Below are 11,464 nucleotides of genomic sequence, written 5' to 3'. Positions count from 1 at the left end.
CTGCCGGGGGTCCGGGGTTGCCCCCCGGGATGGCACAGCCGGTACGCACTACTCTGGAGCGGTCACCGGGTGCCGGACTCCGCCCGGCCCGGCGACCGACGGCGTCTCTCAAGGGGATCGATTACATTGCTCCGGGTGCTGATGATCCTTGTGCCGCTGGCACTGAGCATCTACGCGTTCATCGACTGCATCACCACGCGGGAGCAGGATGTCCGCCACATCCCCAAACCCCTGTGGGCCATCCTCATCCTCCTCTTCCCGCTGGTCGGTTCGGTCTCCTGGCTGATCGTGGGCCGGGACCGCAGCAGTACGGCGGGCCGTATGGGCGGTGGCTCCCGCAGGGCCGGGGGCGGCTGGGTCGCTCCGGACGACAACCCCGACTTCCTGAAGTCCCTCGACGAGGACAAGAACAAGAACGAGAGCGAGAAGTCGGACGAGGGCAAGCAGGACGGCGACTCCAAGGACTGAGGGACCGGCGCGCCCGGTCATGAGGGCGCCGGTGGACACGGTCGGGTCGGTGTCGTCCACCTCGGCTCCCCGGGCGCCGTTGACGTGGAGCCGCAGTGTGGGGCCGGGCCCGTCGCGGACGCCGGCCAGGTGCGTCCAGGTGCCCAGGCCCGGGGCGGAGCACGGCCGGCACAGGCGCACCCGACGGCACACGAGCCGAAATCCCCTACGGAGCCCAGCTGTTCGGGGCACTCGGGCGTGCGTGCCCGGGGAACCGCTGGTTCACAGCGTCCGCGTACGGAGCTCCTCGATGCGGTCGAGGTCCTCGCCCACCGCGTCCCGTTCCTCGGCGGTGAGGGGGACCGCGGCCGCCTCGGCGAGCGAGGACCTCAGCCGTTCCTCGTCGCCGAGACGGTCGGCGACCTCCGCGCGCAGCGCCAGGAGCCGCAGGCGCTGCACGGGAGTGGGCCGTTCGTCCTCCAGGCGCAGCACGCGGTCGATGATGCGCGCGGCGCCCTTCGGGTCGTCCTTGGAGTCGGCGAAGAGAGCCGCGTTGTGCAGGGCTCGGGCGAAGGTCTCCTCGGGTACGGCGCTGTGGTGGAGGTCGTCCCTGATCGGCCGGCCGACGCGGACGCAGTTGCCGCCCGGGTCGGTCATGAGGAACTGGCGCATGCCGTGGGTGGCGTCCTTGAGCGGCCCGAGACGCGGCAGCCCCCGGGTCGGGACCTTCCCGTACGCCGACTTGAGGCCGGCCCGGAACGCCGCGTAGAGCCCGTCCACGTCGTCGGTCACGACGTAGCAGGTGCTGTACGACCGGCCCGGCTCGTAGCGCTTCATGCCGAAGAACTGGAGCTGGATGTCACCGCGTACGACCACCGCGTACGGGTTGGGGCTGCGCTGCTCGAAGGCGACCTCGAACCCGAGGGCGCGGTAGAAGTCGAGGACGGGCGGAAGGGTTCGGCACGGCAGGATCGGAATCGTCGTCTCGGCCATACGGCGACTCTAGTCAAATTTGACGAGGAGCGCCCGCGGTTTCCTTCCCGCCCGTCGCTCGGCTCGCGGGTGAGCGGGTGGGAGTCCGGACCCGGCCCTCGGCAGGAATGGACGCGGGCAGGAGGCGGGAAGGTAAGGGCATGGAGCTCGCACAGGCACGCGCATGGCTCACCACCGCCGTCGCCGAGGCCCGGGCCGGTCTCGCCGAGGGAGGCATCCCCATCGGGGCGGCCCTCTACGGCGCGGACGGCACCCTCCTCGGCCGGGGGCACAACCGCCGCGTCCAGGACGGCGACCCGTCGGCGCACGCCGAGACGGCGGCGTTCCGCGCGGCGGGCCGGCAGCGCACGTACCGCGGTACGACGATGGTGACGACCCTGTCACCCTGCTGGTACTGCTCCGGCCTGGTCCGCCAGTTCGGCATCTCCCGTGTGGTCATCGGCGAGGCGGAGACCTTCCACGGCGGCCACGACTGGCTCGCGGACCACGGGGTGGAGATCGTGCTGCTGGACGACCCCGAGTGCGTGGCGCTGATGCGCGACTTCACCGAGACGAACCCGGACCTGTGGAAGGAGGACATCGGTGACTGAGACCGTGACACACGGCAGCCCCCGCGTCCCGACCGTCGACCTGAGGCCCTGGCTGACGGGTGGCCCGGAGGCGCGCCGGGCCATCGCCCGCACCGTCGACGAGGCCCTGCGGAGCGCCGGCTTCCTCCTGGTCACCGGTCACGGCGTGGACCCGGAACTGCGCACCCGCATCCGCGCGGCCGCCCGTGCCTTCTTCGCCCTCCCCGCCGGGATCAAGCAGGCGTACGAGGCGAAGGTCGGCGGCCGCGGCTGGCTGGGCCCGGGCGCCGAGGCGAACGGCTACGCCGAGGGAACCGAGACCCCGCCGGACCTCAAGGAGTCGCTCACCTTCGCCACCCACGAACCGTTCGAGGACCCGGCCGTGAACGCGGAGTGGTACGCGCCGAACGTCTGGCCGTCGCAGGTACCGGAGCTGCGGCCGCTGTGCGAGGAGTACTTGGCACGGATGGCCGAGCTGGAGAACCACCTTCTCGCGCTGCTCGGCGAGGCCCTGGGCCTGGAACCGGACTTCTTCACCCGCCACATGAGCCACCCCACCTACGGCTTCAACATCAACTGGTACCCGGGCAGGGAGGTCGTCGGCGAGCCCGAGCCGGGCCAGTTCCGTATCGGCCCCCACACCGACTTCGGCACCGTCACGATCCTCGACCGCCAGGCCGGCAGGGGCGGGCTCCAGGTGTACACGGACGAGGGCGGCTGGGAGGACGCCCCCTACGACCCGGACGCCCTCACCGTCAACATCGGCGACCTGATGGCCCGCTGGACCGGTGACCGCTGGCGCTCCGGCCGCCACCGCGTGCTGCCGCCACCGGCCGACGTACCCGCCGAGGAGCTGATGTCCCTCGTCTACTTCGGCGAGTGCACCCCGGGCACATGGGTCGAGTCCGTGCCCGCCCCGGTGGGGCGCGTGGCGTACGAGCCGGTGGACTCGCACGTGTACCTGCGGCAGAAGCTGGACTCGATCACGGTCGGCTGATCACCGGGACTCTTCCCTGTTCGTCCGGGAGCAGTGGGTCACACGCCCGCGTAGGAGTGCTTGCCCGTCACGAAGAGATTGACGCCGTAGTAGTTGAACAGCCAGCAGGCGAAGGCGATGAGCGCGATGTACGCGGCCTTGCGGCCCTTCCAGCCGGCCGTGGCGCGGGCGTGCAGGTAGCCGGCGTAGGCGACCCAGGTGATGAAGGACCAGGTCTCCTTCGGGTCCCAGCCCCAGTAGCGGCCCCACGCGTCACCGGCCCAGATGGCGCCCGCGATGATCGTGAACGTCCACAGCGGGAAGACGGCGGCGTTGACGCGGTAGGAGAACTTGTCGAGGGACGCCGAGGCGGGCAGCCGCTCCAGCACGGAGGTCGCGAACCGGCCCGGCTTGCCCCCGCTCGCGAGCTTGTTCTCGTAGGAGTCCCTGAACAGGTAGAGGATCGTGCCGACCGCGCCCACGTAGAAGACCGCGCCGCAGAAGATCGCGGTCGAGACGTGGATGTACAGCCAGTACGAGTGGAGGGCGGGAACCAGCTGGTCGCTGGCGGTGTACAGGACGGTGACGGCGAGACCGAGGTCGAGCAGGACCGTCGTGATCAGGGGGAGGCCGAGCCAGCGGATGTTCTTCTTCAGCGCCAGGAAGGCGAGGTACACGCCGACGGCGACGGTGGAGAAGGTGATGTTGAACTCGTACATGTTGCCCCACGGCGCCCGCTGCACCGACAGGGCACGCGTCAGCACGCCGCCCGCCTCGATCGCGAAGGCGAGCACGGTGAGGGACACGGCGATACGGCCGTAGAGGTCGCCCTGTTCGTCACCGCCGTGCGCGCCGGGGCCGTCCGGCACGTCCCGCGCGCCGGCTGCCGCGCGCACGACCACCTTGGGCCGCTCCAGCACGGCGGTGGAGCCGGCGGTCCGCACGGTCACGGCGGGCCCGTTCGCCTTCTTCGCCCCGTCGGCGGTGAGCGCGGCGGCTGTACGGCCCACCTTGCTGCGGCTGCCGAAGAGCCATTCGGCGATGTGCGCGAAGAAGGCCAGCGTGTAGACGGCCATCGCGGAGTAGATCAGCACGTTGCTGATGTTGGCGAGGTTCTCGTTGGTCCCGGCGGCCAGCTCGGTCGCGGCGGCGAATGTCACTGGGGGTCAGCCCCTTCGGCAGGTACGACTTGGGGGTCGGGGTGGCTTGTCCTGGCGCCCGGCTCCGGAGCGGGGCCGGCGTCGGAGTCGGAGGGGTCGGTGTTCTCGGTGCCGGACGAACCGGAGGGCTCGCCCGGCGGAGCGGAGGCGCGGTCCTCGGACTTCTCCGAGGAGGGGTCCTTCCCCGCGCCGGAGGCCGGGTCGGTGGCCGTGTCCCGGTCCGCGGCGGCCGGCGCCTCCTCGTACACCAGCCCGGCCAGGTCCCCCAGTTCCTCCGGCAGCTTCGTGGACTCGCTGCGGCCGAGGCCCGCCATCTCGACGACGGTCACTCCGTCGGCGCCGCGCACGGCCCGGACCCACACGCGACGGCGCTGGATGAACAGGGAGGCGGCGAGGCCCGCGATCGCGGCGATGGCGCCGGCCAGGGCCCAGCCGCTGCCGGGCTGCTGGGTGATCTGGAAGCGGGCCCACGGCTTGATGCCGTCGAAGGTGACCGAGCCGTTGCCGCCGGTCAGCTTCATGGTCTCGCCGGGCAGCAGCCGCTTCTTCAGCAGCTGCCCCTTGGAGTCCTTGAACTCCTTCAGGTTGGTCTTGTCGAGCTGGTAGATGTTCTGCGGGATGCCCGAGTCGACGCCCAGGTCACCGTGGTACGCGGACAGCGCGAGCACGGGGAAGTCCAGCGCCGGGAACTGCGAGAGCATCTGGCCCTTGCCCGCCCCCGCGAAAGTCGGCACGAAGAAGGCGTTGAAGCCGAGCTGCTCCTTCTCACCCTTGGCGTCGCGGTAGCCGTCGAGGACCTTGATCGCCCCGGAGGAGGTGAGGTTGCCGTCGAGCGGCAGCAGCGGCACCGCGTCCTTGAAGACGACCTTGCCCTTGCCGTCCCGGACGGTGACGACGGGCGCGTACCCGTAGTTGACCATGTAGACCTTGGTGTCGCCGACGACCAGCGGCTCGTTGACCTTGATCACGGCCGGCTTCTCCTTGCCGTCCGCGCCCACGCTGTAGGTGATGTGCGACTCGTACGTGCGCGGAGTGCCCCGGTTCGGCCCGGTGCGCTCGAACGTGCCCTTGGCGCTCTTCAGGTCGAAGCTGAACGGCGTCAGGTCGTCGGTGGTGAAGAGGTTGCCGGACTTGAAGTCGTCGTACTGCGTCATGGTGTTGGCGAAGCCGTCACCCTGGACGATCAGCTTGTTGCCCTCGGACTTGAAGAGCTGGCCCCAGGCGAACGCGACCAGCATCACGATCAGGGCGAGGTGGAAGACCAGGTTGCCGGCCTCCCGCAGGTAGCCCTTCTCGGCGGCGACCGCGTCACCGGCGGCGTGCGAGCGGTACCGGCGCCGCTTCAGCACCTTCAGTGCGATCTCCCGCACCTGCTCCGGCTCGGCGTCGGTGCGCCAGGTCGTGTACGCGGGCAGCCGGTTCAGCCGCCTCGGCGCCCCGGGCGGACGCCCCTTGAGCTGCCCCACGAACTGCCAGGTGCGCGGCACGATGCAGCCGATGAGCGAGATGAACAGCAGGATGTAGATCGCCGAGAACCACACCGAGCTGTACACGTGGAACAGCCCGAGCTTCTCGTAGACGGGCCCCAGCGTGTCGTGCCGGTCCATGAAGTCGGCGACCTTGGTCTCGTCCTGTCCCGACTGCGGGATGAGCGAGCCCGGGATCGCCGCGAGCGACAGCATGAACAGCAGCAGCAGCGCGACCCGCATGGAGGTCAGCTGCCGCCAGAACCAGCGGGCCCAGCCGATGACACCCAGCGAGGGCAGGTTGGGGGCGTCCTCCGTGGGGGCGGTGGACAGCTGGGAGCCGGCGGCGCCGAGGTCGTTGTCGTCAGCGGTCGCCCTGGACTCGCCCGCAGCGGCCTTGGCCTTGGTCTCCGTGTTGCTCATGGATCAGATCCCCACAGTGAAGCCGTTCGACCAGACCTGCATCTCCTGCACGATGCGGTCCCAGGCGCCGGTCAGCAGCAGCAGGCCGGTCGCGATCATCATGACGCCACCGACGCGCATGACCCAGACGTGGTGCCGCTTGACCCAGCCGAAGGCACCGAGGGCCTTGCGGAAGGCGACCGCGGCCACGACGAAGGGCACGCCCAGCCCGAGACAGTACGCCACCGTCAGCAGGGCCCCGCGACCGGCACTCGCCTGGTCCATCGCGAGCGCGTTGACGGAGGCGAGGGTCGGGCCGATGCAGGGCGTCCAGCCGATGCCGAAGAGCGCGCCGAGCAGGGGCGCCCCGACGAGCCCGGCGGTCGGCCGGGTGTGGAAGCGGAACTCCCGCTGGGTGAGCCAGGGCATCATCCCCATGAAGAACACGCCCATCAGGATCATGAGCACACCGAGCACCTTGGACAGGACGCCCTGGTACTCCTGCAGCGTCGACCCGAAGTACCCGAACAGCGCCCCGCCGGACACGAACACCGCGGTGAACCCGAGCACGAACAGCCCGGCACCGGCGACCATGCGCCCGCGCCGCGCCTGAGCCAGGTCGGTGCCGCTGACCCCGGTGACGTACGACAGGTAGCCGGGCACCAGCGGCAGCACGCACGGCGAGAAGAAGGAGACGAGACCGCCGAGGACGGCGATGGGCAGGGCGATCAGCAGGGCGCCGCTGTAGACGGTCTGGTTCGGGTCGGTCGAGGCGGCCAGGACCGCGGGCGCGGCGAGGTCGGCCGTGGCGGTGACGAGGGACACGAGGTCACTTCTCCGCGAGGACCGGATCGATCAGCTTGCGCAGCTTCGCCTCGCTGAGCGCCTGGAGGGAGCGCGCGGCGACCTTGCCCTCCCGGTCGATGACGAGGGTCGAGGGGATCGCCTGCGGGTTGAGGGTGCCCTTCTTGAAGCGGAGCATCAGCTTGCCGGTCGGGTCGTACAGGCTCGGGTACTCGACCTTGTACGCCTCCTCGAAGGCCCGGGCCGGTCCGGTGCTGGTGTCGCGGGTGTTGATGCCGACGAACTGCACGCCCTGGCCGGCGAGCTCCTCGGAGACCTTGACGAGGTTGGGGGCCTCGGCCCGGCAGGGCGAACACCAGGAGCCCCACACGTTGACGACGACGATCTTGCCCTTGTAGGCGGAGGCGACGTCGAGCTGCTTGCCGTCGATGGTCTTGCCCGACAGGTCGGGGGCGTCCGCCCGGTCACCCTTCTTCACGGTGGCGATGCCGTCGGAGCTGGTGATGAAGCCGGTGCCGCCACCGCCTCCCGAGGTCCCCCCGGAGCTGCACGCCGAGACGGCGAGCACCAGCGCCGCGGCCCCGGCGGTGACCAGGGCGCCGCGGCCACGGCCGGTGCGGCTCATACGGGCCATGCGACTCATACGGATCTGACGGGGCTCACGGGTGCGGTTCGAGCGCTGGGGGGCGCGGGCGCGGCTGGCGGCACTCATGTGAAAAGTTTCGCATGCCCCTTTCGAGAGTCTTCCGCACCCCCCGCAAGGGCACGAAACCCCATTTCAGGCGCCCTTCGCAGGCGGTTTCCCCGCGTCCGCGAGGAACTTCTTCCAGCCTCCGGCCGGCGCCTGCCCCACTCCGAGCGACTGAAGCCTGTCCAGCACCTCCGGCTTCTGCACGTCCAGCCAGTCCACGAACTGACGGAAGGAGACGAGCCGTACGTCGCCGCCCTTCTCCTTCTCCCGCGCGATGTGCTTGAGGGCCTCCTCGACGGCGTCCATGTAGATGCCGCCGTTCCACTCCTCGAAGTGGTTGCCGATGAACAGGGGCGCCCGGTTCGTCTCGTACGCCCGCTGGAACCCGGCGACGTACGCCCCGGTGGCCTGCTCGCGCCAGGCCGGGTAGTTGGAGGGCGGGGCCTTGGTGGAGTTCTGCGACTGGTTGTACATGATGTTGTAGTCCATCGAGAGCACCTGGAAGCCGCGCCCGGGGAAAGGTATCTGCTGGAGTGGCAGGTCCCACAGGCCCTGCTTCCTGCGGGGCCAGACCTGCAGGCCGCCGGACGAGGAGGCGTCGTAGCGCCAGCCGAGCTCGCGGGCGGTCGGCAGCAGGTTGTCCTGGCCGAGCAGACACGGCGTCCGGGCGCCGATGAGCTCCTTGTCGTAGTCGAAGGGCAGCGGTTCGACGTCGGTCCAGCCGGTGTTGGTCCGCCACTCCTTCACGAACGACTTCGCCTGCTCGATCTCGCTGCGCCACTGCTTGGGCGTCCAGTTGGCGACCGAGCCGTGGCCGCCGCAGAAGTGGCCGTTGAAGTGGGTGCCTATCTCGTGCCCGTCGAGCCAGGCCTGGCGTATGTGCCCGAGTGTCGACTTGATGTGCTCGTCCGTGAGGTAGCCGATGTCGGAGGCGCCGGGCGCGTTGTTCGGCGGCAGGTAGGTGCGCTTCCTGGACTCGGGCAGCAGATAGATCCCGGAGAGGAAGAAGGTCATGTGGGCGCCGTGGTCCTCGGCGGTCTTCAGGAACCGCGGGAACAGCCCGTTCCCCACGTCGCCCGCCCCGTCCCAGGAGAACACCACGAACTGCGGCGGCGTCTCACCGGCCTGGAGCGGCCGCGGCTTCTCGGGCTGCTTGGGCTGCTTGCCGGTGTCGGCGGTGGACCCGTCCCCGATCGGCCTGGCCTCGCTCTTGCGGTTCTTGCCCCGCTTCCTGGAACCCGCGGCGTCACTCGACCCGTCTTTCGGGGCGGTACCGCATCCGGCCAGCCCCAGCGCGGCGGCGGCTCCGGCGCCGAGCCCGATCATTCCCCTTCGCGTGATGTCACTCACTGTGTCCCCCTTGGTCGGTCAGATCCCCCTTGAGGGGAGGACACCGATGTAGAGGGCACGGCGGTGGCGAGGGTTCCGCAGATCTGGCATGGATTTCGACGATTGGGCGGATATACGCTTAGATGCCCATGTCAGTACGCTTTGTGGCGGGGCGTGCGCCGATGGGGTGCGCGTAGGCACGGCGAACGGCCGTACGTCTGTGAGAGAGACGTACGGCTGATGGGGTTCCGTCGAACCGAGGGTTGCGCCCCTGAAAGGGGCGCGGGGCTGTGACATTGCGCGGCTCCGCCGCGTGGGCGCGAGCAACCACGAACAGCCCGCAGTCGCCCTACGACGTAAGGCACCCCGCCCCGCCTCCGCCCAACCCAGCGGAGCGCCTACGCGCCGAAGGCCTTGCCCTTGCCCTTGACCGGCTTGGCCCCCGCGAGGAGATGCGCCGGCACCAGGTCCCGCGCGGGCTCGGTGTACCCGACGGACACGATCTTGTCGCCGTGATACGTGAACGTCGTCAGCGAGGCGAGCGTGCACTGCCGTTTGCGCGGGTCGTGCCACAGCCGCCGCCGCTCGACGTACGACCGCACGATCCAGATCGGCAGCTGATGGCTGACCAACACGGCCTCGTGCCCCCGCGCCACGTCCTTCGCCGCGTCGAGCGCCCCCATCATCCGGATGACCTGGTCGACGTACGGCTCGCCCCAGGACGGCTTGAAGGGGTTGACCAGGTGCTTCCAGTTCTCGGGCCGCTTCAGCGCTCCGTCGCCGACGCCGAAGGTCTTGCCCTGGAAGACGTTGTCGGCCTCGATGAGGCGGGCGTCGGTGGCGAGATCGAGACCGTGGGCCTTGGCGATCGGCGTCGCGGTCTCCTGCGCGCGCTCCAGCGGCGAGGCGACCACGTACGTCACGTCCCGCGAGGCGAGGTGCTCGGCCACCCGGTCGGCCATGCGCCGCCCGAGCTCGGAGAGGTGGTAGCCGGGCAGCCTGCCGTACAGGATCCCGTCGGGGTTGGCGACCTCGCCGTGCCGCATGACGTGGACGACGGTGACGTCTCTGCTGTTCGTACCGTCGCCGTTCGTGCCGTCACCGGTCGCGCTGTTCACGGTGCTCATGCGGCGGCCTCCGCGGCGGCGCGGGCGGCGGCCGGGAGGGCGTCCGCGACGCGCTGGACGGCCCGTTCGTCGTGCGCGGTCGACACGAACCACGACTCGAACGACGACGGGGGCAGGTAGACGCCCTGCGACAGCATCGAGTGGAAGAAGGCGTTGAAGCGGAAGGACTCCTGCTTCTTGGCGTCGTCGTAGTTGCGCACCGGCTGGTCGGTGAAGAAGACGGAGAACATGTTGGAGGCGTTCTGCAGGGTGTGCGCGACGCCCTCCTTGGTCAGGGCCTCCGTGACGAGCGTACGGATCTGCTCGGAGACGGCGTTCACCTTGTCGTAGGCGGCGTCGTCGAGGAGCCGCAGCTGGGCGAGCCCGGCGGCGGTGGCGACCGGGTTCCCGGAGAGGGTGCCGGCCTGGTAGACGGGCCCGGCGGGCGCGAGGTGCGCCATGACGTCGGCGCGCCCCCCGAAGGCGGCGGCCGGGAACCCGCCCCCCATGACCTTCCCGAAGGTCATGAGGTCGGGCCGGACCCCGTCGATGCCGTACCACCCGGCCCGGCTGGTCCGGAAGCCGGTCATGACCTCGTCGGAGATGTACAGCGCCCCGTGCTCGGCGCACACGTCCTTCAGCCCCTGGTTGAAGCCGGGCAGCGGCGGCACGACGCCCATGTTGCCGGGCGAGGCCTCGGTGATGACGCAGGCGATCTCGCCGGGGTGGGCCAGGAAGGCCTCCCGTACGGCGCCGAGGTCGTTGTACGGCAGCACGATCGTGTCCGCGGCCTGCGCACCGGTCACGCCGGGGGTGTCGGGCAGCGCGAACGTCGCGACCCCGCTGCCCGCCGCCGCCAGCAGCGAGTCGACGTGACCGTGGTAACACCCGGCGAACTTGATCACCTTGGTGCGGCCGGTGAACCCGCGGGCGAGCCGGATGGCGGACATGGTGGCCTCGGTCCCGCTGGAGACGAGCCGCACCTGGTCGAGCGGGTCGACGCGGGCGACCATCTCCTCGGCGAGCGCGACCTCGCCCTCACCGGGCGTACCGAAGGAGGTGCCGCGGGAGACGGCCTCCTGGACGGCGGCGATGACCTCGGGCCGGGAGTGCCCGAGAATCATGGGCCCCCACGAACACACGAGATCTACATACTCGCGACCGTCCGCATCGGTGAGATAAGGACCGGTACCGGACACCATGAACCGGGGCGTACCGCCCACGGCGCGGAAGGCGCGCACGGGAGAGTTCACGCCGCCGGGCGTGACGGCCGACGCACGCTCGAAAAGAGTCTGCGAAACTGGGGCTTCGTACTGATAGGTCACACAAGCCATGGTGTCAGAGGCTCTGAAGATCCCGCGGACAGGTGTTTCAACGCACGTTTCGGCGCGCGGCCGTGGGGGAGGTCACAATGACACGATGATCGGGTTGCGCGGCGGGGGCCACGCGTCCTAGAACAGCAGTCGGGTGGAGATATGCATCGCGGTGGCGGACTGGGCGAGGGGACCGATGACCTCGGTC

At 70.1% G+C, this 11,464-nt stretch carries 11 protein-coding genes; 3 read left to right on the top strand and 8 right to left on the bottom strand.

The window, feature by feature from the left end; genetic code table 11:
• Window positions 1-141 precede the first annotated feature (141 nt).
• Window positions 142-468 (top strand): PLD nuclease N-terminal domain-containing protein, encoded by a 327-nt coding sequence (locus ACZ49J_RS44470; protein ID WP_467457070.1) that lies wholly within the window; start codon window positions 142-144, stop codon window positions 466-468.
• Between the two features lie 261 nt (window positions 469-729).
• On the opposite strand, the gene ACZ49J_RS44465 is transcribed toward ACZ49J_RS44470, so the two are convergent.
• Entirely contained in the window at window positions 730-1,440 is a 711-nt protein-coding gene (locus tag ACZ49J_RS44465) for a bleomycin resistance protein (RefSeq protein WP_467457046.1), read from the bottom strand.
• 140 nt (window positions 1,441-1,580) lie between these two features.
• On the opposite strand from ACZ49J_RS44465, the gene ACZ49J_RS44460 reads away from it, so the two are divergent.
• Window positions 1,581-2,030 (top strand): nucleoside deaminase, encoded by a 450-nt coding sequence (locus tag ACZ49J_RS44460; RefSeq protein WP_467457044.1) that lies wholly within the window; start codon window positions 1,581-1,583, stop codon window positions 2,028-2,030.
• Window positions 2,023-3,006: an isopenicillin N synthase family dioxygenase gene (locus ACZ49J_RS44455; protein WP_467457042.1), complete on the top strand. Its 984-nt coding sequence runs from the start codon at window positions 2,023-2,025 to the stop codon at window positions 3,004-3,006. Before ACZ49J_RS44460 ends, ACZ49J_RS44455 begins: the two co-directional genes overlap by 8 nt.
• Window positions 3,007-3,044: 38 nt before the next feature.
• On the opposite strand, the gene ccsB is transcribed toward ACZ49J_RS44455, so the two are convergent.
• The 7 genes from ccsB to hemL all read right to left on the bottom strand — a co-directional run bounded on the left by ccsB (window position 3,045) and on the right by hemL (window position 11,277).
• Window positions 3,045-4,145: a c-type cytochrome biogenesis protein CcsB gene (gene ccsB, locus ACZ49J_RS44450; RefSeq protein WP_467457041.1), complete on the bottom strand. Its 1,101-nt coding sequence runs from the start codon at window positions 4,143-4,145 to the stop codon at window positions 3,045-3,047.
• A complete protein-coding gene (locus tag ACZ49J_RS44445; RefSeq protein WP_467457040.1) occupies window positions 4,142-6,034 on the bottom strand; it encodes a cytochrome c biogenesis ResB family protein in 1,893 nt (630 codons plus the stop codon). Before ACZ49J_RS44445 ends, ccsB begins: the two co-directional genes overlap by 4 nt.
• A 3-nt stretch (window positions 6,035-6,037) precedes the next feature.
• Complete coding sequence (locus tag ACZ49J_RS44440) at window positions 6,038-6,838, bottom strand: cytochrome c biogenesis CcdA family protein (protein ID WP_467457038.1); 801 nt, start codon at window positions 6,836-6,838, stop codon at window positions 6,038-6,040.
• 4 nt (window positions 6,839-6,842) lie between these two features.
• A complete protein-coding gene (locus tag ACZ49J_RS44435; protein WP_467457037.1) occupies window positions 6,843-7,529 on the bottom strand; it encodes a TlpA family protein disulfide reductase in 687 nt (228 codons plus the stop codon).
• Window positions 7,530-7,595: 66 nt separating this feature from the next.
• Window positions 7,596-8,834, bottom strand: a complete 1,239-nt coding sequence (locus ACZ49J_RS44430) for a polysaccharide deacetylase family protein (RefSeq protein ID WP_467457069.1) — start codon at window positions 8,832-8,834, stop codon at window positions 7,596-7,598.
• A gap of 401 nt (window positions 8,835-9,235) precedes the next feature.
• Window positions 9,236-9,964: a histidine phosphatase family protein gene (locus ACZ49J_RS44425; protein WP_467457036.1), complete on the bottom strand. Its 729-nt coding sequence runs from the start codon at window positions 9,962-9,964 to the stop codon at window positions 9,236-9,238.
• Window positions 9,961-11,277, bottom strand: a complete 1,317-nt coding sequence (gene hemL, locus ACZ49J_RS44420; protein WP_467457035.1) for a glutamate-1-semialdehyde 2,1-aminomutase — start codon at window positions 11,275-11,277, stop codon at window positions 9,961-9,963. Before hemL ends, ACZ49J_RS44425 begins: the two co-directional genes overlap by 4 nt.
• Between the last annotated feature and the right edge of the window lie 187 nt (window positions 11,278-11,464).

The sequence above is a fragment of the Streptomyces sp. NPDC030840 genome (genome assembly GCF_055572015.1).
This window is presented reverse-complemented; position numbering and strand designations above follow the sequence as displayed.